The 21,184-nt window shown below is 63.9% G+C and carries 22 protein-coding genes; 12 read left to right on the forward strand and 10 right to left on the reverse strand.

Translation table 11 applies throughout. The annotated features are described in order from the left end of the window. The first annotated feature begins 17 nt into the window (after positions 1 to 17). Complete coding sequence (locus HU748_RS16215) at positions 18 to 326, forward strand: DUF3757 domain-containing protein (RefSeq protein ID WP_186670010.1); 309 nt, start codon at positions 18 to 20, stop codon at positions 324 to 326. A gap of 46 nt (positions 327 to 372) precedes the next feature. On the opposite strand, the gene HU748_RS16220 is transcribed toward HU748_RS16215, so the two are convergent. Next, on the reverse strand, positions 373 to 1,296 hold the full coding sequence (locus tag HU748_RS16220) for a LysR family transcriptional regulator (RefSeq protein WP_186721104.1): 924 nt from the start codon (positions 1,294 to 1,296) through the stop codon (positions 373 to 375). 111 nt (positions 1,297 to 1,407) lie between these two features. Between HU748_RS16220 and betC the strand changes: the two genes are divergently transcribed. The 3 genes from betC to HU748_RS16235 all read left to right on the forward strand — a co-directional run bounded on the left by betC (position 1,408) and on the right by HU748_RS16235 (position 5,555). Then, complete coding sequence (betC, locus tag HU748_RS16225; protein ID WP_186721106.1) at positions 1,408 to 2,925, forward strand: choline-sulfatase; 1,518 nt, start codon at positions 1,408 to 1,410, stop codon at positions 2,923 to 2,925. 14 nt (positions 2,926 to 2,939) lie between these two features. Continuing rightward, positions 2,940 to 3,869, forward strand: a complete 930-nt coding sequence (choX, locus tag HU748_RS16230; RefSeq protein WP_186721108.1) for a choline ABC transporter substrate-binding protein — start codon at positions 2,940 to 2,942, stop codon at positions 3,867 to 3,869. A gap of 120 nt (positions 3,870 to 3,989) precedes the next feature. Then, complete coding sequence (locus HU748_RS16235; protein WP_186721110.1) at positions 3,990 to 5,555, forward strand: SulP family inorganic anion transporter; 1,566 nt, start codon at positions 3,990 to 3,992, stop codon at positions 5,553 to 5,555. A gap of 3 nt (positions 5,556 to 5,558) precedes the next feature. Here HU748_RS16235 and aroE read toward each other — a convergent pair whose 3' ends face one another. Together aroE and hemF are read right to left on the reverse strand one after the other, a co-directional pair. After that, positions 5,559 to 6,383 (reverse strand): shikimate dehydrogenase, encoded by an 825-nt coding sequence (aroE, locus tag HU748_RS16240; protein WP_186721112.1) that lies wholly within the window; start codon positions 6,381 to 6,383, stop codon positions 5,559 to 5,561. A 25-nt stretch (positions 6,384 to 6,408) separates the two neighbouring features. Then, a complete protein-coding gene (gene hemF / locus HU748_RS16245; protein WP_186721113.1) occupies positions 6,409 to 7,320 on the reverse strand; it encodes an oxygen-dependent coproporphyrinogen oxidase in 912 nt (303 codons plus the stop codon). Positions 7,321 to 7,453: 133 nt separating this feature from the next. On the opposite strand from hemF, the gene HU748_RS16250 reads away from it, so the two are divergent. Further along, entirely contained in the window at positions 7,454 to 8,431 is a 978-nt protein-coding gene (locus tag HU748_RS16250) for an NADPH:quinone reductase (protein WP_186721114.1), read from the forward strand. 58 nt (positions 8,432 to 8,489) lie between these two features. Here HU748_RS16250 and HU748_RS16255 read toward each other — a convergent pair whose 3' ends face one another. The 5 genes from HU748_RS16255 to dprA form a co-directional block, all read right to left on the reverse strand. After that, entirely contained in the window at positions 8,490 to 8,795 is a 306-nt protein-coding gene (locus HU748_RS16255; protein ID WP_186721115.1) for a Txe/YoeB family addiction module toxin, read from the reverse strand. Next, on the reverse strand, positions 8,761 to 9,045 hold the full coding sequence (locus tag HU748_RS16260) for a type II toxin-antitoxin system prevent-host-death family antitoxin (protein ID WP_186670021.1): 285 nt from the start codon (positions 9,043 to 9,045) through the stop codon (positions 8,761 to 8,763). The genes HU748_RS16255 and HU748_RS16260 overlap by 35 nt, the downstream gene beginning before the upstream one ends. A gap of 200 nt (positions 9,046 to 9,245) precedes the next feature. Further along, on the reverse strand, positions 9,246 to 9,551 hold the full coding sequence (locus tag HU748_RS16265; RefSeq protein WP_186721116.1) for a hypothetical protein: 306 nt from the start codon (positions 9,549 to 9,551) through the stop codon (positions 9,246 to 9,248). Between the two features lie 466 nt (positions 9,552 to 10,017). After that, a complete protein-coding gene (locus tag HU748_RS16270; protein ID WP_186670231.1) occupies positions 10,018 to 10,575 on the reverse strand; it encodes a Sua5/YciO/YrdC/YwlC family protein in 558 nt (185 codons plus the stop codon). Between the two features lie 37 nt (positions 10,576 to 10,612). Further along, the gene (dprA, locus tag HU748_RS16275) at positions 10,613 to 11,710 is read right to left on the reverse strand and encodes a DNA-processing protein DprA (protein WP_186721117.1); all 1,098 of its coding nucleotides are present in this window, start codon (positions 11,708 to 11,710) and stop codon (positions 10,613 to 10,615) included. Positions 11,711 to 11,918: 208 nt separating this feature from the next. Between dprA and def the strand changes: the two genes are divergently transcribed. The 5 genes from def to HU748_RS16300 are packed head-to-tail and all read left to right on the forward strand — an operon-like array spanning position 11,919 to position 16,442. Continuing rightward, positions 11,919 to 12,425, forward strand: coding sequence for a peptide deformylase (gene def / locus HU748_RS16280; protein ID WP_186721119.1), 507 nt, complete (start codon positions 11,919 to 11,921; stop codon positions 12,423 to 12,425). A gap of 60 nt (positions 12,426 to 12,485) precedes the next feature. Next, entirely contained in the window at positions 12,486 to 13,418 is a 933-nt protein-coding gene (gene fmt / locus HU748_RS16285) for a methionyl-tRNA formyltransferase (RefSeq protein WP_186721121.1), read from the forward strand. Then, positions 13,415 to 14,725: a 16S rRNA (cytosine(967)-C(5))-methyltransferase RsmB gene (gene rsmB / locus HU748_RS16290; RefSeq protein ID WP_186721123.1), complete on the forward strand. Its 1,311-nt coding sequence runs from the start codon at positions 13,415 to 13,417 to the stop codon at positions 14,723 to 14,725. Before fmt ends, rsmB begins: the two co-directional genes overlap by 4 nt. 23 nt (positions 14,726 to 14,748) lie before the next feature. Further along, a complete protein-coding gene (gene trkA / locus HU748_RS16295; protein WP_186670218.1) occupies positions 14,749 to 16,122 on the forward strand; it encodes a Trk system potassium transporter TrkA in 1,374 nt (457 codons plus the stop codon). Between the two features lie 11 nt (positions 16,123 to 16,133). Beyond that, positions 16,134 to 16,442, forward strand: coding sequence for a tetratricopeptide repeat protein (locus HU748_RS16300; protein WP_186721125.1), 309 nt, complete (start codon positions 16,134 to 16,136; stop codon positions 16,440 to 16,442). Between the two features lie 177 nt (positions 16,443 to 16,619). Here HU748_RS16300 and HU748_RS16305 read toward each other — a convergent pair whose 3' ends face one another. Continuing rightward, positions 16,620 to 17,507, reverse strand: coding sequence for a lysophospholipid acyltransferase (locus tag HU748_RS16305; RefSeq protein ID WP_186670214.1), 888 nt, complete (start codon positions 17,505 to 17,507; stop codon positions 16,620 to 16,622). 41 nt (positions 17,508 to 17,548) lie between these two features. After that, entirely contained in the window at positions 17,549 to 18,100 is a 552-nt protein-coding gene (locus HU748_RS16310) for a DNA-3-methyladenine glycosylase I (RefSeq protein ID WP_054893031.1), read from the reverse strand. 84 nt (positions 18,101 to 18,184) lie between these two features. Here HU748_RS16310 and glyQ point away from each other — a divergent pair, with 84 nt between their 5' ends. Both glyQ and glyS read left to right on the forward strand, forming a co-directional pair. Beyond that, positions 18,185 to 19,132, forward strand: coding sequence for a glycine--tRNA ligase subunit alpha (gene glyQ / locus HU748_RS16315; protein ID WP_025337182.1), 948 nt, complete (start codon positions 18,185 to 18,187; stop codon positions 19,130 to 19,132). Next, the gene (gene glyS / locus HU748_RS16320; RefSeq protein ID WP_186721126.1) at positions 19,129 to 21,183 is read left to right on the forward strand and encodes a glycine--tRNA ligase subunit beta; all 2,055 of its coding nucleotides are present in this window, start codon (positions 19,129 to 19,131) and stop codon (positions 21,181 to 21,183) included. The genes glyQ and glyS overlap by 4 nt, the downstream gene beginning before the upstream one ends. Position 21,184: the final 1 nt, after the last annotated feature.

Raw genomic sequence — 21,184 nt, forward strand, 5'->3', positions numbered from 1 at the left:
CTGAAGGAATAGCCGATATGCGTGTACTCTCAACCGCACTTCTTGCTCTGTTTATGTCAGGCACTGCACTTGCTGCAACTTGCCCCGAGCCCAAGGACATCAAGGAAGCCTCGACACAATCCACCGAGGATGGCTTCAGTGGCTATCACTACACTTCTGCAGATGGCAAATGGAAAGGCTTTGCGCCGAATGCCGATGACAAGGGCACCAAGGAAGTTCAGCTGGCCTCGTTGAAATTCGTCAACTCGCAGGAAGGTTCGACCTCCACTATTTGTCGCTACACGGACGCCAAAGGCGGAGGCCTGAGTCTTTCAAGCAAGAAATAATAAGAGGGGGGCGCCTAGCGCGCCCTTCTTTTGCGCATTTCTTGACTCAATCCGTAGCAACAGATGGGTTCGATAGGCTGAGCTCACGCTCCAGCCACTCCACAAACCGCTCGATCAACGCCCCACGCCGCTTGCGTGGCGGCAACACCACGTAATAGCCACGCGACGAGCGCAAACTCCCTTCCACTGGCCGGCACAGCAACCCCTGCTCGACCAGCCCATCGACCAGATGCCCCCAGCCAATCCCGACCCCTTGCCCGGCGATCGCGGCCTGGATCAACAAGGTGTAATTATCGAAGCGCAACTGCCCTGGTGGTGGCGGGCTGACCACGCCGAAACCGCGAAACACCCCCGCCCAGTCGAACCAGCCACTGGCCTGTTCACCGCGTAGATGCAACAAGGGCAATCGTTCCAAAGCCACTGCTGACAAGGGTTTGCCATCAGTCAGCCGAGGGCTGCAAACCGGAAAGACCTCTTCATCGAACAACCAGCGGCTTTCGCCCTGATGAAAGCGCCCGTCGCCAAACAGCACGGCCACATCAATATCGGGGCGCAGCATCCCCTGACTGCGCTCACCGGTCACCAGGCTCACATCCACCTGTGGATAAGCCTCGTGGAAGCGCTGCAGCCGGGGCATCAGCCAGAAGGCCGCAAAGGCGAAGTCGGTGGCCACCTGCAGCACCTCGTGCTGGCCGCGGCCGCTCGCCTCGGCGATGCCTTCGTCCATCGCCTGCAAGCCCTGGTGGACCTGTTCGAACAGCGACTGGCCCGCATCCGTCAGCTCGATCCCCCGGTAGATCCGGTCGAACAGGCGCGTGCCCAACTGCGCCTCGAGCCGCTTGACCTGCTGGCTCACCGCCGGCTGCGTGGTGCCCAGTTCCAGTGCCGCCGCCGTGAAACCGCGCAGGCGCGCCGCCGCCTCGAACACGCGCAAGCTTTCCAGTGACATGCCCGCAAGGTGCTCAAACATAAGCTCAGCTAATCCCAGTCATTGCCCGCCATGGACTTTACCCATGTTATCCACAGCCGCATCCTCGAACGCAAGCAATTCACATAACGTTCGACGATGGAAGGGCACCCCATGAAGCAACCCAACATCCTGTTCATCATGGCCGACCAGATGGCCGCGCCTATGCTGCCAATCTACAACCCCTCGCCGATCAGGATGCCGAACCTCGCCCGCCTCGCCGAACAGGCCGTGGTCTTCGATTCGGCCTACTGCAACAGCCCGCTGTGCGCGCCGTCGCGCTTCACCCTGGTCAGCGGCCAGTTGCCCAGCCGCATCGGCGCCTACGACAACGCCGCCGACTTTCCCGCCGACATCCCCACCTACGCCCACTACCTGCGCCACCTCGGCTACCGCACCGCGCTGTCGGGCAAGATGCATTTCTGCGGCCCCGACCAGTTGCACGGCTATGAAGAGCGCCTGACCAGCGACATCTACCCCGCCGATTACGGCTGGGCGGTGAACTGGGACGCCCCCGACGTGCGCCCGAGCTGGTACCACAACATGTCCTCGGTGCTACAGGCCGGGCCGTGCGTACGCACCAACCAGCTGGATTTCGACGAGGAAGTGGTGTTCAAGGCGCAGCAGTACCTGTACGACCACGTCCGCGAGGATGACGGTCGGCCGTTCTGCCTGACGGTGTCGATGACCCATCCCCACGACCCCTACACCATCCCGCGGCGCTACTGGGATCTCTACGCGTCTGTGGATATCCCGCTGCCGCGCGACGAAATCGCCCAGGACCAGCAAGACCCCCACTCGCAGCGCCTGCTCAAGGTCTACGACCTGTGGGACAAGCCGCTGCCTGTGGGCAAGATCCGCGACGCCCGCCGCGCCTACTTCGGCGCCTGCAGCTACATCGACGACAACATCGGCAAGCTGCTGCAGACCCTCGAGGATTGCGGCCTGGCCGACGACACGCTGATCGTGTTCTCCGGCGACCATGGCGACATGCTTGGCGAGCGCGGGCTCTGGTACAAGATGCACTGGTTCGAGATGTCGGCGCGGGTGCCGCTTCTGGTCCATGCGCCCAAGCGTTTTGCCGCGGCGCGGGTCAGCGCCAGCGTGTCCACCTGTGACCTGCTGCCGACCCTGGTCGAGCTGGCAGGCGGGGCTGTGGATAACAGCCTGCACCTGGACGGCCGCTCGCTGCTCGGCCACCTGCAAGGGCAGGGCGGACACGACGAGGTGATCGGCGAATACATGGCCGAGGGTACGGTCGGGCCGCTGATGATGATTCGGCGTGGCGCGTACAAGTTCGTGTACAGCGAAGACGACCCGTGCCTACTCTACGACCTGAGCCGCGACCCGCACGAGCGGGAGAACCTCACCGGCAGCCCGGATCACCAGGGCTTGCTGCAGGCATTTGTCGATGAAGCCAGGCAACGCTGGGACGTTTCCAGCCTGCGCCAGCAGGTGCTCGCCAGCCAGCGCCGCCGCCGTCTGGTGGCCGAGGCCCTGGCCATCGGCAAGCTGAAAAGCTGGGACCACCAACCCCTGGTCGACGCCAGCCAACAGTACATGCGCAACCATATCGATCTCGATGACCTCGAGCGCAAGGCACGTTATCCACAGCCCGCACCCATGGATTGAGAAGAGAGGCCGCCATGCAGAAGTTCTCCACCGCCGTGATCGCCCTGGCCCTGGGCCTTGGCGCCCTGACCGCCCAGGCGGCCGACAGCGACACGCAATGCAGCACCGTCAAACTGGCTGACCCCGGCTGGAGCGATATCGCCTCCACCAACGCCATCGCCCGCTTGCTGTTCGAAAGCCTGGGCTATCAGGTGAAGATCGACAGCCTGGCCGTGCCGATCATCTACGGCGGCCTGAAAGATGGCCGCGTGGACGCCTTCCTCGGCAACTGGATGCCAGCGCAGCAGGGCTTTCATGACAAATTCATCGCCACCGGCGACGTGAAACAATTGTCGCGCAACCTCGAAGGCACCGAGTTCACCCTGGCAGTGCCCGACTACGTGTGGAATGCCGGTATCAAGGACTTCGCCGACCTGCAGAAACACGCCGAGCAGTTCGACAAGAAACTCTACGGCATCGGCTCCGGCGCGCCGGCCAACCTGTCGCTCAAAGAGATCATCGACACGAACGCGTTCGACCTCGGGCAGTGGAAGCTGATCGAGTCCAGCGAGCAGGCAATGCTGGCGCAGGTCGACCGCGCCGTGAAGAAGAACCAGTTCATCACCTTCCTCGGCTGGACACCGCACCCGATGAACGTGAAGCTGAAGATGCACTACCTCACCGGTGGCGAAAAATGGTTCGGCAGCAGGGGCGAGGTGTTCACCCTGGTGCGCAACGGTTATCCACAGGCGTGCCCGAATGCCGCGAAGCTGCTGGGCAATCTGGTATTTACCCTGGATATGGAGAACGCCATCATGGCCGAGGTTGTGGACAAGAAGGTCAGTTTCGACCAGGCGGCCAAGGCGTGGGTGAAGGCTCATCCACAAGTGCTGCAGGCGTGGCTCGCTGGCGTGAGCAGCAAGGCTGGCGGTGATGGACTGGCGGCCGTCAAGGGCAAACTCTGATTTCTGACTCGCCCGCGAATGCTGTGGTGCATTCACTGACGCATTCGCGGGCAAGCCCGCTCCTACAGTTGGTATGAATCCGCTCCAGACAGGGGCAAAACTCAGGACTGTGAATAACCCATGCCTCGCCTGACCCATCTGCTGCCCTTCCTGACCTGGCTTCCCCGGCAATCCGGCCGCAGCCTGCGCCAGGACCTGCTGGTGGGTCTGAGCGGCGCGATCCTCGCCCTGCCGCAATCCATCGCCTATGCGCTGATTGCCGGCCTGCCCGCCGAATACGGCCTGTATGCGGCCATCGTGCCGGTACTGATCGCCTGCCTGTGGGGGTCGTCCTGGCACCTGATCTGCGGCCCCACCGCCGCCATCTCCATCGTCCTCTACGCCAGCGTCAGCCCGCTGGCCGTGGCCGGCAGCAGCGACTACGTGACCCTCGTCCTGCTGCTGACCTTTCTTGGCGGGGTGTTCCAACTGCTGCTCGGGCTGCTGCGCTTCGGCGCACTGGTCAACTTCGTCTCCCATTCCGTGGTGCTCGGTTTCACCCTGGGTGCCGCCATCGTCATTGCCCTTGGCCAGTTGCCGAATCTGATGGGCATGGACTTGCCCAGCCAGGCCACGGCACTCAAGACCGCCCAGGACCTGTTCGCCCATGCCCGCGAAGTGGACCTGCCCTCGCTGGGGCTGGGCCTGGCCACCTTGCTGATTGGCATCGCCATCAAGCTCGTGCGCCCGCGCTGGCCGGCGCTGCTGATCAGCCTGGTGCTGGTGAGCCTGGTGGCGTGGCTGCTGCCCGGTTACTTCGCCCACGTGCCCCGCGTTCCTGCGTTCAGCGGCCATCTGCCGCCCCTGAGCCCGCTGCCGTTGCTCGACCTGGACCTGATCCTGCGCCTGCTGCCCAGCGCCGTGGCGGTGGGCATGCTCGGGCTGGTCACCAGCCTGTCGATCGCCCGCTCGTTGTCAGCACGTTCGGAACAACTGATCGACGCCGACCAGGAGATCCGCGCCCAGGGCTTTTCCAACATGGTCGGCGCGTTTTTCTCGGGTTACCTGTCGTCAGGTTCGTTCACCCGCTCCGGGCTGAGCTTCGAGGCGGGCGCCCGTTCCCCCATGGCCGGGGTGTTCTCGGCGCTGTGGGTGGCGCTGTTCGCCGTGGCCGGCGCCGGGCTCATCGCTCACCTGCCGATCCCGGCGATGGCCGGCAGCATCCTGCTGATTTGTTGGGGGCTGGTGGATCACCGGGCGATTCGCGCGTTGTTCCGGGTCAGTCGTTCGGAGTTCCTGGTGATGGCGCTGACTGCGGCGTCCACCCTGTTGCTGGAGCTACAGACGGCGATCTACGCGGGAGTGCTGGCGTCGCTGTTCTTCTACCTCAAGCGCACCTCGCGGCCGCGGGTGCAGCAGAGCCGTGAAGGGGAGGCGGACGTGCTGCGGGTCGGTGGCTCGATCTTCTTCGGTGCAGCGCATTATCTGCAGGTACGCCTGCAGCGCTGCCAAGGGCCGCATGTGGTGATCGACGCGCGACAGATCAACTTCATCGACTATTCGGGTGTGGATATGTTGCACCGCGAGGCGCGGCGGCTGTTACGCAATGGCGGCAGCCTGACCCTGCATCGGGCCAGGCCCCAGGTGGTGGAAGAATTGCAGAAGCTGGAGGGGATCGACGGGTGTCCGATCAGGTTCGAGGAGTAAGCCCTACCCCCGCGCCAACTGCCGCCGCAATTCATCCAGCACTGCCCCGGTCTCAGGCCGAACCCCACGCCAGACATAAAACGCCTCGGCCGCCTGCTCGGCGAGCATTCCCAGCCCATCCAGCACTTTCGCCGCCCCAAGCTTCGTCGCCCACTGGCAGAACGGCGTCGGCTCCTTGCCATACATCATGTCGTAGCACACCGTGCGCCCGGCCTCGACCAGGCTCTCGGCGATCGGCGGCAACTCCCCCGAAAGGCTTGCCGAAGTAGCGTTGATGATCACGTCCACCGGCTCCTGCAGCCAGGCAAAGCCGCTGGCGACCACCGGCCCGAGTTCATCGAACTCGCGCGCCAGCTGCTCGGCCTTTTCCACTGTGCGATTGGCGATCACCAGCGATTGCGGCTTATGCGCCAGGATCGGCTCCAGCACGCCACGCACCGCACCACCGGCGCCGAGAATCAGGATGCGCTTGCCCGCCAGCGTGACCCCGGCATTCACCGTCAGGTCGCGCACCAGGCCTGCGCCATCGGTGTTGTCGCCCTGCAACGTGCCATCGGCCAACAGGGTCAGGGTGTTGACCGCGCCCGCGCGTTGCGCCCGTGGCGTGAGGCTGTCGCACAGGCGGTAGGCTTCTTCCTTGAATGGCACGGTCACGTTGGCGCCGCTGCCCTGCTTGAAGAAGCCGCGGGCGCAGTCGCTGAACTCGTCCAGCGGCGCCAGCAGAGTGTTGTATTCCAGATCCTGGCCGGTCTGCTCGGCGAACAGGCGGTGGATCAGCGGCGACTTGCTGTGGCCGATGGGGTTACCGAAAACGACGTACTGGTCCATGGGGAATCCTCGGTTATCCACAGGCTTACTGGCCGAGCCAGTCGCGGTCCTGCAGGAAATACTCGGTCAGGCGCGCTTCCTCGCTGCCAGGCGCGGCCTTCCAGTCGTAGCCCCAACGAACCTGCGGCGGCAACGACATGAGGATCGACTCGGTACGCCCGCCGGATTGCAGGCCGAACAGCGTGCCGCGGTCGTAGACCAGGTTGAATTCGACATAGCGCCCGCGGCGATATTCCTGGAATTCGCGCTGCTGCGCGGTGTAGGGGGTGTTCTTGCGCCGCTGCACGATCGGCAGGTAGGCGTCGATGTAGGCATCGCCGATGGCACGGATGAAGGCGAAGCAGGTGTCGAAATCCCACTCGTTCAGGTCATCGAAGAACAGCCCGCCAATGCCACGGGGTTCGCCGCGGTGCTTGAGGTGGAAGTAGCGGTCGCACCAGGCCTTGTAGCGCGGGTACACGTCGGCACCGAAGGGGGCACAGGCCTGTTCGGCGACGCGGTGCCAGTGGATGCAGTCTTCCTCGTTGCCGTAGTACGGGGTCAGGTCGAAGCCGCCGCCGAACCACCACACCGCTTCTTCGCCCTCTTTCTCGGCGATGAAGAACCGCACATTGGCGTGGGACGTTGGCACATGCGGGTTGTGCGGGTGGATCACCAGCGACACGCCCAGCGCCTCGAAGCCACGACCGGCCAGCTCCGGACGGTGCGCACTGGCCGACGGTGGCAGGCCGGCGCCGAACACATGGGAGAAGTTGACCCCGCCTTTCTCGATCAGCTTGCCCTCGCCGATCACCCGGGTACGACCGCCGCCGCCAGCATCGCGAACCCAAGCGTCCTCGACGAAGCGGGCGCCGCCGTCCTCGGTTTCGAGGGCGGCGCAGATGCGGTCTTGCAGGTCGAGCAGATAGGCCTTCACGGCCTCGGTGCGGCTGGTCATCGGGTCACCTGGGAGGGGCAGGGAGGAATTCGCCGCGTAGCATACCACCGGCCAGCGCCGCGCCGCAGTTGACGGCAGTCAAGCAAAGGCGTCCGATAGAGGGCCTTTGCGATGACGACAACAGGAGTGTGTGATGGCCAAGCGTATTCAGTTCAGCCAGCATGGCGGCCCGGAAGTCCTGCAGCTCGTGGAATTCGAACCGACACCGCCCGGCCCGCAGCAGGTGCGCGTGCGCAACCATGCGATCGGTCTGAATTTCATCGATACCTATTTCCGTGGCGGGCTCTACGCGCCGCCATCACTGCCTTCTGGCCTGGGCACCGAAGGTGCGGGGGTGGTCGATGCGGTGGGCGAGGGCGTCACCCGCTTGAAGGTCGGCGACCGCGTAGGCTACGGCGGCGGGCCGCTGGGCGCCTATGGCGAATACCACACCCTGCCGGAAGCGAACCTGGTGAAGCTGCCCGACAGCATCAGCTTCGAGCAGGCTGCGGCCGTGATGCTCAAGGGCCTGACCACCCAGTACCTGCTCAAGCAGACCTACGCGGTGCAGCCCGGCGACTTCATTCTGTTCCACGCCGCCGCAGGTGGCGTCGGCTCGCTGGCCTGCCAATGGGCCAAGGCCTTGGGTGCCAAGCTGATCGGCACTGTCAGTTCCGCAGAAAAAGCCGAGCGCGCCAAGGCGCTGGGGGCCTGGGCGACCATCGATTACAGCCATGAAGACGTGGCCAAGCGTGTGCTGGAGCTGACCGAAGGCAAGAAGTGCGCGGTGGTGTATGACGGCGTCGGTGCCGACACCTGGCTGACCTCCCTCGACTGCCTGCGCCCGCGTGGCTTGATGGTGAGCTTCGGCAATGCCTCCGGCGCGGTGAGTGGCGTGAACCTCGGGATTCTGTCGCAGAAGGGCTCGCTGTACGTGACCCGGCCGACCCTGGCCAGCTACGCCAACAACGCCGAGAACACCCAGGCCATGGCCGATGACCTGTTCGCGATGATTGCCAGCGGCAAGTTGGTGGTGGATATCCAGCAGCGATATCCGCTGAGCGAGGCGGCGAAGGCGCAGGCCGAGTTGTCGGCGCGGCGGACGGTGGGGTCGACGGTGCTGTTGCCCTGAGGTCATGACGGTACAAGTCAAAGCTGGGTAATTCGGCTTGTACCGTAGGCTTTGCTTATCAATCGTAATGAAAACGGCATTGCAATACCGTTAGCTGCCCACCCTCATAGAAATAGACGAGGCGATGCTCTCGGGTAATACGCCGTGACCAGTATCCAGAAAGGTCTCCCTTGAGTGGTTCAGGCTTGCCAGTCCCCTTGAAAGGCGTACGACAGCACTCACGAATGAGTGCATTGATCGCCTCGAAAATCGCCGAATCGACTGCTCGCCAGTGGTGATAGTCTTCCCATCCCTCAGCAGTGAACGCAACGCTCACAGAATTTCGCACCTCAATCTTGTTGCGGTGCTTTGACTTCATGTTCATTGATGATCAGCTCATGGGCAGCGGGCTTACCCGACCTATGCTGTTCGACAGATGAGCGCAAGCGCTTGGCATTGGCTGAAGAGCTCAGCAAGTACAGGGTTTCCTGCATGCCGTTGTAGTCCTCAAGAGAAAGCATCACCACGGGCTCGCCACGTTGGCGCGTGATGATTGCCGGCTCGTGGTCACGACATACGTCATCCATCGTTTGTTTCAGATCGGCGCGAGCTTGGCTAAAGGTAATTACGTGCATTGTCCAATCCTTCCCGGATAACAAAGGAGAGCTGAGCGAACATTGTACAATGTAACGTACACATCTCAATGACCTACCATCGGCGTCTTCGTCGCTTGTTCAGGATGGAATGCTTCGCAAAGCCCGAGAAGCTTATTGTCCAAGGGCTGTGCAGAAAACTTCATGCATTCAGCGAAGCGCGTAGTTTTTTTCCGAACCCGTTAAGAGGACTCACCAGGTTTCACTGTCGACTCGATCCCATCCAGCATCGCTTCAACCAGGCCCTCTGCCAGCTCGATGGCATGCAGGCTCGACCAGAACATGCCGCGCCCTTCGTCACTCAAGTGGTCAATGGCTTTGATGCCAGTGTCGTAGGCGCAGCGCAGGTAGAGCGCGACGTGGACCAAGGCGTCGTGGGGTTCGATGTCGGGGTTGACGGTGAAGAGCGGGGGATGGCCGGCGTCGCAGCGGCCGAAGGGGTGGGCGGTGGTTTTTGGGAGGGGTGGGTCGGGGACTATCTTCTTCACTTTTGATCTCCTGAATAGACCAACCCCATCCGTTACCACGCGAATGGGTGGCGGCTGCACGCGGGGTGGTAAACCGGGAGGAGACCTCAGACCCGGCAGGCGTAAGCCTCCCGCGCACAGCCACCATGACTGCGGAGATCATCCTCTTCGGGTTACCACACCCGATCGCCAAGTTGTTCGGCGACGGTCTGGAGCCTAGAGGTAGACGTTCCCACTGAGAAGGTAATGGCGATCGACAGGCCGCGTAGGATATTTCCCTAAATCAGAAATGTGCAGCCTCAAGGATCAGAATCAGAAAGATCACACCGCTGCTCCGCACGTTGTAGGAGCAACTGTCTTGTTCAATATCTAAAGGCCAGCCCAATCCCTGTGGGAGCGGGCTTGTCCCACGATCACCGGCATAGCCGGTGCCATGTATCGCGGTGTTCCTTTCGCGGGCAAGCCCGCTCCTACAAGGTGTGAACAATCACCCCGGCCGCACCACCTCGCCTGTCAACAGGTCGCGAATCACACTCGGATTCCTGCGTCCGCCCAGCGCGCCGCCGAGCACCAGGTCCAGCTCGTTGTGGAAATACTGCTCCACCCGCAACCGGCTCTTGGCCGCCGGCCGCCCGGCAGGATTGGCGGAGGTGGAGATCAGCGGCCCCACCAGCGCGCACAGCTCGCGCACCTGGGGATGATCGCTGACCCGCAGCGCCACCGTATCGTGCTGGCCAGTCACCCACTCGGGCAACAGGTCCTGGTGCGGCACCAGCCAGGTGTTCGGGCCCGGCCAGGTGCTGCCCATGCGATCGATCCAGTCCTGGGGGAATTCCTCGAACAGGAAGTCGAACTGACGGATGTTGTCGGCGACCAGGATCAGGCCTTTATCCACAGGGCGCGACTTGAGCGCCAACAGGCGGTACACCGCGTCTTCGTTCCACGGGTCGCAGCCCAGGCCCCAGACCGCTTCCGTCGGATAGGCGATCACCGCACCCGCCTTCACCTCACGCGCGGCTTGTTGCACACGCCAACTGCTCACCATTGCTGTCTCTCCGCTTTAAGCCTGATGCGCAGTGTACTTAGGCGGAACGGGCAAACCAACGTCCGGCTTCGCTGCTCACCCGTCCTTCGAGTTCGAGCTCGGTCAGACTGGCCAGTACCTGGGCCAGTGGCAGCCCGCTGCTGTGGGCCAGGCCCTCGCTGGTCTGTGGAGCGGCATGCAGCAACGCCAGCAGTGGATTACCCGGTTTCTCCACAGACGCAGGAGGCAGGTTCTGCCAACCGCGCAGGCTGTCGAGGATCTGCCCGACACTCTCCACCAGCAGCGCACCATCGCGAATCAGTTGATGGCAGCCCTTGGCGCCAGGGTGGTGAATGGAGCCGGGAATCGCGTACACCTCCCGACCCTGTTCGGCTGCCAGCCGGGCGGTGATCAACGAGCCGCTGGCCAGGCTGGCCTCCACCACCAGCACGCCGAGCGACAGGCCACTGATGATCCGGTTGCGCCGCGGGAAGTTGCCGGCCAGTGGCCCGGCGTCCAGCGGGTACTCCGAAACCAGCGCGCTGCCACTGTCGATCATGGCCCGTGCCAAGTCGCGATGGCGCTGTGGATAAAGTTTTTGCAACCCCGTGCCGAGCACCCCGATCGTATGGCCGCCGGCGTTCAACGCAGCCCGATGAGCGGCGCCGTCGACACCCAGTGCCAAGCCGCTGGTGATGGTGAACCCGGCCTGAGCCAGGCAACGGGAAAACGCACCAGCCGTATCCAGCGCCGGGGGTGACGCACGCCTGCTGCCGACGATCGCCAACTGCGGCCGTTCGAGCAAGGCAGGGTCGCCGGCGACGAAAAGCAAAGGCGGCGGATCATCTATCTCGGCCAGCAATGCCGGGTATCCAGGGCCGTCCCACATCAGTAAACACTGGCCCGGACGCTCTAGCCAAGCCATTGCAGCCAATGCGCCATCGCGTACTTGCGCACTGCGCCGGGCGTCTATACTGGAAGCCTTCAGGCCCAGAGCACGCCAGGCGCTGGCCGGGGCACTGAGTGCCGAAGAGGCACTGCCGAATGCTTCGATGAGGGTATGGAAACGACGCAAGCCAATATCGGGAAGGCGATGCAGACGCAGCCGCGCCTCCAGTTCCGCTGGAGTGCAAGGCGACGAACGGGATGGGTTCATGGTGGATCATCCTTGATCGGCAGGAGGCCAATAAGCGGGCACATCCTGTGGATAACTTTGTGGGTAACACTTTGAAAAGCTGTCGACTGAAACGCCAGCTATCAAGCTCATAGAGACCCTAGCCAAGCTTCCCAGGTGCCGAACGCTCCATTTCCCTTTATTATGTGTGCTCAGTTTTCAACCAAACGCACAGTGACTGCCTGACCCTATGGCCATCTTGAACATCCTCGAATTCCCCGACCCGCGCCTGCGCACCCTCGCCAAACCGGTAACGGAGTTCGACGACGCCCTGCACCAGCTGATCGACGACATGTTTGAAACCATGTACGAAGCGCCCGGCATCGGCCTGGCCGCGACCCAGGTCAACGTGCACAAGCAGGTCGTGGTGATGGATCTTTCCGAAGATCGCAGCGAGCCGCGGGTGTTCATCAACCCCAGCGTCGAAGAGCTGACCCACGACATGGGCCAGTACCAGGAAGGCTGCCTGTCGGTGCCAGGCTTCTACGAGAACGTCGACCGCCCGCTGCGCGTACGGGTCAAGGCCCAGGATCGCGATGGCAAGCCCTTCGAGCTCGAGGCCGAAGGCCTGCTGGCGGTGTGCGTGCAGCACGAGTTCGATCACCTTAACGGCAAGCTGTTCGTCGACTACCTGTCTCAGCTCAAACGCGACCGGATCAAGAAGAAGCTGGAAAAGCAGCACCGCCAGCAAGCCTGATCCCCACCTTCCAGAAGGCTTGCTCCGGCAAGCCTTTTTCTTTTTTGAAGCGAGAACTCCATGCGCATCGTCTTCGCAGGCACCCCAGAGTTTGCCGCCGAACACCTCAAGGCCCTGCTCGACAGCCCGTACGAAATCGTGGCCGTCTACACCCAGCCCGACCGTCCCGCCGGCCGGGGCCAGAAGCTCATGCCGAGCGCGGTCAAGGCGTTGGCCGTGGCCCACGACATCCCGGTGCTGCAACCGCCGACCCTGCGCAACGCCGAAGCCCAGGCCGAACTGGCCGCGCTCGCGCCTGACCTGATGGTGGTGGTCGCCTATGGCCTGATCCTGCCGCAGGCGGTGCTGGATATTCCCCGCCTTGGCTGCATCAACAGCCATGCCTCGCTGTTGCCACGCTGGCGCGGTGCGGCGCCGATCCAGCGCGCCGTGGAGGCGGGCGACGCCGAAAGCGGTGTGACGGTGATGCGCATGGAAGCGGGCCTGGACACCGGCCCCATGCTGCTCAAGGTCAGCACGCCGATCAGCGCCGAAGACACCGGCGGCAGCCTGCATGATCGCCTTGCCCAGATGGGCCCGGGCGCCGTGGTTCAAGCCATCGCCGGCCTCGCCGACGGCAGCTTGCAGGGCGAGGTGCAGGACGACGCCCTGGCCACCTATGCACACAAGCTGAACAAGGATGAGGCACGCCTGGACTGGAATCGCCCGGCCGTGGAACTGGAGCGCCTGATCCGCGCCTTCAACCCTTGGCCGGTGTGCCACAGCACCCTCGACGGCGAAACCGTGAAGGTGCTGGGCGCGAACTTGTCCACAGGCAACGGCGCTCCGGGCGAGATCCTGTCCGCCAGCAAGGACGGCCTGGTGGTCGCCTGCGCTGACGGCGCCCTGAGCCTGACGCGCCTGCAACTGCCCGGTGGCAAGGCCCTGGCCTTTAGCGACCTGTTCAACAGCCGCCGCGAGAAGTTCGCAAGCGGCAAGGTGCTCGGCCAATGAACCCACGCCTGGCTGCCGCCCGCGCCCTTGCGGCCGTACTCAGCGGCAAGGCTTCGCTGAACAGCTCGCTGCCCGCGCAACTGGACAAGGTCGAGGAGCGCGATCGCGGCCTGACCCAGGACCTGGCCTTCGGCACCGCCCGCTGGCAACCACGCCTGGACCTGCTTGCCGCACAACTGCTGCAGAAGCCGTTCAAGGCCGCCGACGCCGATGTGCAGGCGCTGCTGCTGGTCGGCCTGTACCAGCTGTTCTACACACGCATTCCGGCCCACGCCGCCATCGGCGAAACCGTCGGCTGCGCCGACAAGCTCAAGAAGCCTTGGGCAAAGGGCCTGCTCAACGCCGTACTGCGCCGCGCCCAGCGTGAGGGCGAGGAACTGCTCGCCAGCCTGGAGCGCGACCCGGTGGTCCGCACCGCGCACCCGCGCTGGCTGCAGAAGTCGCTCAAGGCGTTCTGGCCGGAGCAATGGGAAGCCATCTGCGCCGCCAACAACGCCCACCCGCCGATGATCCTGCGGGTCAACCGCCGTCATCACAGCCGTGATGCGTACCTGGCGCTGCTGGCTGATGCTGGCATCGGCGCCAGCGCCTGCCCGTTCAGCCGCGATGGCATCGTGCTGGCCGAAGCCTGCGACGTGCGCGGCCTGCCGGGCTTCGCCGACGGCTGGATCAGCGTGCAGGACGAAGCCGCACAGCTGTCGGCCGACTTGCTGGAGCTGGCCCCCGGCCAACGTGTGCTCGATGCCTGCTGCGCCCCGGGCGGCAAGACCTGCCACCTGCTCGAAGCCGAGCCGGGCCTGGCGCAGATGGTCGCCATCGACCTGGAGGCCAAGCGCCTGGCGCGGGTGCGCGAAAACCTCGACCGGCTGCAGCTCGATGCCGAGCTGATCGCCTGTGATGCCCGCGATACCGCCAGCTGGTGGGACGGCAAGCCGTTCCAGCGCATCCTGCTCGATGCGCCGTGCTCGGCCACCGGCGTGATCCGCCGCCACCCGGACATCAAGCTGACCCGCCAGGCCGAGGACATCCCGGCCCTGGCCGCGCTGCAGGGTGAGCTGCTCGATGCGCTGTGGCCGACGCTCGAAGTCGGCGGCATGCTGCTCTACGCCACCTGCTCGAGCCTGCCGACCGAGAACACCGACGTGATAGACGCCTTCCTCGCCCGCACCCCCGGTGCCCGTGAGCTCGACCTGGCGACCGAGGCCGGCCTGCGCCAGCCCCACGGCCGCCAGCTACTGGCCCAGGAAGGCGGCCACGACGGCTTTTACTATGCCAAGCTGATCAAGATCGCCGCCTCGCGCGGATAAGAACAAAAGGTAGGGAGTAGCGGATGAAGATCATCATCCTCGGCGCAGGCCAGGTAGGCGGTACGCTGGCCGAACACCTGGCGAGCGAAGCCAACGACATCACGGTGGTCGACACCGATGGCGAGCGCTTGCGTGACCTGGGCGACCGCCTCGACATCCGCACCGTGCAGGGCCGCGCCTCGCTGCCCACGGTACTGCGCCAGGCCGGCGCCGATGATGCCGACATGCTGGTGGCAGTGACCAACAGCGACGAGACCAACATGGTCGCCTGCCAGGTGGCCTATTCGCTGTTCCACACCCCGACCAAGATCGCCCGGGTGCGCGAATCCTCCTACCTCAGCCGCGAGGAGCTGTTCGACAACGACCACATTCCGGTGGACGTGCTGATCAGCCCCGAGCAGGTGGTGACCAACTACATCAAGCGTCTGATCGAGCACCCCGGCGCCCTGCAGGTGATCGACTTCGCCGAGGGCAAGGCCCAGTTGGTGGCGGTCAAGGCCTACTACGGCGGCCCGCTGGTGGGTCAGCAACTGCGCCAGATCCGCGCGCACATGCCCAATGTCGATACCCGCGTGGCTGCGATCTTCCGCCGCGACCGGCCGATCAAGCCCCATGGCGACACGGTGATCGAGGCCGACGACGAAGTGTTCTTCATCGCCGCGAAGAAGGACATTCGTGCAGTGATGGGCGAGCTGCGGCGTATCGACGAGACCAACAAGCGGGTGGTCATCGCCGGTGGCGGGCAGATCGGCGAACGCCTGGCCGAAGCCATCGAAAGCCGCTACCAGGTGAAGATCATCGAGATGAGCCCGGCACGCTGCCGGCATCTTTCGGACAACCTCGAAAGCACCGTGGTCCTGCAGGGCAGCGCATCGGACAAAGACCTGATGCTCGAAGAAAACATCGCCGAGGCCGACATCTTCCTGGCCCTGACCAACGACGACGAGGCCAACATCATGTCGTCGCTGCTGGCCAAGCGCCTGGGTGCCCGCAAGGTGATGACGCTGATCAACAACCCGGCCTACGTCGACCTGGTGCAGGGCGGCGACATCGACATCGCCATCAGCCCGCAGTTGGCAACCATAGGCACGCTGCTGGCCCATGTGCGCCGTGGCGATATCGTCAGCGTGCACTCGCTGCGTCGCGGTGCAGCGGAAGCCATCGAGGCAGTCGCCCATGGTGATTCGAAATCGAGCAAGGTGATCGGCAAGGCCATCGAAGACATCGCCCTGCCGCCCGGCACCACCATCGGCGCGATCATTCGCGACGAAGAGGTGCTGATCGCCCACGACGACACGGTGATCGAGGCGGGAGACCATGTGATCCTGTTCGTTGTGGATAAAAAGCACATTCGCGATGTGGAGAAGCTGTTCCACGTCGGCTTGAGTTTCTTCTAGGAGAAGGCGGCATGCGCGAATCGCTGGAAAAGATGCTGGCCAAGGGTGTGGATAACCCGCTGCTGAGATTCGGCCTGGGCAAGGCCTGGCTGGATGAGGGCAAGGGCGCCGAAGCAGCGGTGCACCTGGCGAGTTGCGTCGAGCAGGACCCGAAGTACTCGGCAGCGTGGAAACTGTTGGGCAAGGCGTATCAGCTCGAAGGCGACATCGCTGCGGCGCGCAAGGCGTGGGAGAAGGGGATCGTTGCGGCGCAGGCCCATGGCGACAAGCAGGCCGAGAAAGAAATGGCCGTGTTCCTGAAAAAGCTGAACAAAGCCTGACAGACGCCGCGGTCCTTGTAGGAGCGGCGGTTCGCCGCTGCGACTTGTCCCGCGATCGGGCGCGAAGCGGCCGCAAACTCGGCAACCGAGATTTTCCTGATAGATCTCGGCGTCTGGTTTTACGGCCGCTTCGCGCCCGATCGCGGGACAAGCCCGCTCCTACAGAGTGTGGATAACTCAGTACCAGCGCGGCTCGCCGGCCGGACGCTTCTTGAAGCGCTTCATGCTCCACATGTACTGACTCGGGTACTCGCGCACATAGCGCTCGACCACCTTGCTCATGGCTGCCGCAGCCACCGCCACATCCTCGCTGTACATCGCTTCGGGCGCCGCTTCGAGGAACACCTTGAACCCGGACCCGTCCGGCAGGCGCAGGGCATGCAGGAACACCCCCACCGCCTTGCCGCCAGCCAGCATGTTCGGCACGAACTTGCTGGTCAGCGCCTGGGTGCCGAGGAAAGGCACGAATACCCCCGCCGACTCGGCCGGCTCAGGGTCGGCAGGAATGCCCACCTGCCCGCCGCGACGCACTTCCTTGATCACGCTGAGAATGCCTTCCTTGGTCGAAGGCGCCACGCGGTTGCCCATCTGCACCCGCTGCTCGCGCAGCAGGTCATCCACCGCCTTCAGCTTGGGCGGACGGTAGAAGATGATCGGCTTGCACTGGTTGCAATAGAAGTGGTTCAGCACCTCCCAGTTGCCCAGGTGGCTGGTGATGCCGACCACCCCTTTGCCAGAGGCCAGGGCTTGCTCGAGCACTTCCAGGCCGTGCACTTCCTTGACCAGCTCCAGCGACTGCTGAGGCGGGCGGATCCAGGCCCAGGCGCTTTCGACGAAGGACTTGCCGATATCCTTCAGCGCACGCCCCACCAACTGCTCACGCTCGGCAGGGTTCATCTCGGGGAAGCACTTGGCGAGGTTGATCCGCACTACGTTGCGCGAACCGTTGGGGATTTTCCACATCAGCCAGCCGATACCGGCACCGACGCGCTGCACCGCGCCCCAGGGCAGTTTGGCGAACAGGCGCAGCACCCCGACCATCAGGGCGCCCTTGAACTTTTCCACAGGCCAATTCCTTATTTCTGCAAGGCGCGCATTGTAACGCCTCAGCGCACCAGCGCGGCGTAGCGATCGCAATCGGTGGTGTGGTCCATGACCATGCCGGTGGCCTGCATGAAGGCGTAGCAAATGGTCGGACCGACGAAGGTGAAGCCCTTTTTCTGCAGGGCTTTGCTCATCGCCTTGGCTTCGTCGGTGATCGCCGGGATGTCGGCGCGCCCCTGGTAATGGTTGATCTTCGGCTCGCCGCCAACGAACGACCACAGCCACTCGCCGGGGTTTTCCAGCGCCAGCCAGGCCCGCGCATTGCGGCGCACGGCATTGAGCTTGAGGCGGTTGCGGATGATGCCTGGATCGAGCATCAGTTCTTCTATCCGCTCGTCGCTCATCTCGGCCAGTTGCACTGGGTCGAAGCCTTGCAGCACCTGGCGATAGCGCTCGCGTTTCTTCAGCACGGTGATCCACGAAAGGCCCGCCTGGAACCCTTCGAGCAAAAGCATCTCGAAGAGCAACGCCGGGTCGCGCTGCGGGGTTCCCCATTCCTGGTCATGGTAGGCCTGGTACAAGGGATCGTCGGTACACCAAAAGCAGCGTGGCATAAGGCTCCAATTACGTAGAGGGCGAGGCGAATCGGGTTATACTCCCGCTCTTTACATCCGCATCCCCAGATACAGGTGAATTTCGTGAGCCAGCCTACGCCAGCCGTGCGTACCTTCCAAGACCTGATCCTCGCCCTGCAGAACTACTGGGCCGAGCAAGGTTGTGTGGTACTTCAGCCCTACGATATGGAAGTAGGCGCCGGCACTTTCCACACCGCCACCTTCCTGCGCGCCGTCGGCCCGGAGACCTGGAACGCTGCCTACGTGCAGCCTAGCCGTCGCCCCGCCGACGGACGGTATGGCGAAAACCCCAACCGCCTGCAGCACTACTACCAGTTCCAGGTGGTACTCAAGCCGAACCCGGCCAACTTCCAGGAGCTGTACCTGGGCTCGCTGAAGGCCATCGGCCTGGACCCGCTGGTCCACGACATCCGCTTCGTCGAAGACAACTGGGAATCGCCGACCCTGGGTGCCTGGGGCCTGGGTTGGGAAATCTGGCTGAACGGCATGGAAGTGACCCAGTTCACCTACTTCCAGCAGGTCGGTGGCATCGAGTGCTACCCGGTCACCGGCGAGATCACCTATGGCCTGGAGCGTCTGGCCATGTACATCCAGGGTGTCGATTCGGTGTACGACCTGGTCTGGGCCGACGGCCCGTTCGGCAAGGTCACCTATGGCGATGTGTTCCACCAGAACGAAGTGGAGCAATCGACCTACAACTTCGAGCACGCCAACGTCGAGAAACTGTTCGAGCTGTTCGACTTCTACGAAAGCGAAGCCAACCGCCTGATCAAGCTGGACCTGCCGCTGCCGACCTACGAAATGGTCCTGAAGGCTTCGCACACCTTCAACCTGCTCGACGCCCGCCGCGCCATCTCGGTGACCGAGCGCCAGCGCTACATCCTGCGCGTGCGCACCCTGGCCCGCGACGTGGCGCAAAGCTATCTGCAAGCCCGCGCACGCCTGGGCTTCCCGATGGCCACCCCCGAACTGCGTGATGAAGTACTGGCCAAGCTGGAGGCTGCACAATGAGTGCGCAAGATTTCCTGGTTGAACTGGGCACCGAAGAGCTGCCCCCAAAAGCCCTGGCCTCGCTGGGCGACGCATTCCTGGCCGGTATCGAGAAAGGCCTGCAGGCCGCCGGCCTGAACTACGCCGGCAAGTCGGTCTATGCCGCGCCACGCCGCCTGGCCGTACTGATCCGCCAACTGGACGTACAGCAACCTGATCGCAGCATCAATATCGACGGCCCGCCCCGCCAGGCCGCCTTCGATGCCGACGGCAATCCGACCCAGGCCGCCCTCGGCTTCGCCAAGAAGTGCGGCGTCGAGCTGTCCGAGATCGACCAGAGCGGTGCCAAGCTGCGCTTCTCCCAGCACATCCCGGGCAAAGCCACTGCCAGCCTGCTGCCAACCATCGTCGAAGACTCGCTCAACGACCTGCCGATCCCCAAGCGCATGCGCTGGGCGGCCAGCCGTGAAGAGTTCGTGCGCCCCACTCAGTGGCTGGTGATGCTGCTGGGCGACCAAGTCGTCGACTGCACCATCCTCTCGCAGAAAGCCGGTCGCGAATCGCGCGGGCACCGCTTCCACCACCCGGAAAACGTGCTGATCACCACCCCGGCCAACTACGTCGAGGACCTGCGCAAGGCCCACGTACTGGCCGACTTCGCCGAGCGCCGCGAGCTGATCGCCAAGCGCACCGCAGAGCTGGCCCTGCAGCAGGAAGGCAGCGCCATCGTACCGCCGGCGCTGCTGGACGAAGTGACTGCCCTGGTCGAATGGCCGGTGCCGCTGGTGTGCTCGTTCGAGGAGCGCTTCCTGGAAGTGCCGCAGGAAGCCCTGATCACCACCATGCAGGACAACCAGAAGTACTTCTGCCTGCTCGACAGCGAAGGCAAGTTGCTGCCGCGCTTCATCACCGTGGCCAACGTCGAGAGCCTCGATCCGAAGCAAATCGTCGAGGGTAACGAGAAGGTCGTGCGTCCGCGCCTGACCGACGCCGAGTTCTTCTTCAAGCAAGACAAGAAGCAGCCTCTGGAAACCTTCAACGAACGCCTGAAGAACGTGGTGTTCCAGGCCCAGCTGGGTACGGTGTTCGACAAGGCCGAGCGTGTCTCCAGGCTGGCCGCCTACATCGCCCCGTTCATCGGCGGCAGTGCAGCCAACGCCGGCCGCGCCGGCCTGCTGTCCAAGTGCGATTTGGCCACCGAAATGGTCGGCGAATTCCCTGAAATGCAGGGCATCGCAGGCTACTACTACGCCGTCAACGATGGCGAGCCACAAGATGTCGCCCTGGCACTCAACGAGCAGTACATGCCGCGCGGTGCTGGCGCGGAGTTGCCGGAAACTCTCACCGGCGCCGCCGTGGCCATCGCCGACAAGCTCGACACCCTGGTCGGCATCTTCGGCATCGGCATGCTGCCAACCGGCAGCAAGGATCCCTACGCCCTGCGTCGCGCCGCCCTCGGCGTGCTGCGCATCCTGATCGAGAAGCAGCTGGACCTGGACCTGACCGCTGCGGTCGAGTTCGCGGTCAAGCAGTACGGCGCCAAGGTCAAGGCTGCAGGCCTGGCTGACCAGGTGCTGGAGTTCATCTTCGATCGCCTGCGTGCACGCTACGAAGACGAAGGCGTCGATGTGGCCACCTACCTGTCGGTACGTGCCCTGAAGCCGGCTTCGGCCCTGGATTTCGATCAGCGCGTGCAGGCCGTGCAGGCCTTCCGCAAGCTGCCGGAAGCCGAGGCCCTGGCCGCGGTGAACAAGCGCGTTTCGAACCTGCTGAGCAAGGCCGAAGGCACCATCGCCGACCAGGTCGAGCCGAAGTACTTCGACAACGCCAACGAGTTCTCCCTGTACTCGGCGATCCAGCAGGCCGACCAGGCTGTGCAGCCAATGGCTGCCGCACGCCAGTACAGCGAATCGCTGGCACGCCTGGCTGCGCTGCGCGATCCGGTCGATGCGTTCTTCGAGGCGGTCATGGTCAACGCCGAAGACGCCAAGGTACGCGCCAACCGTTATGCCCTGCTCAGCCGCCTGCGCGGTCTGTTCCTGGGCGTGGCCGACATCTCGCTGCTGGGGTAAG

It is taken from the genome of Pseudomonas sp. RW3S2 (assembly GCF_014268955.1).
GTDB classification, from domain to species: domain Bacteria; phylum Pseudomonadota; class Gammaproteobacteria; order Pseudomonadales; family Pseudomonadaceae; genus Aquipseudomonas; species Aquipseudomonas wayambapalatensis.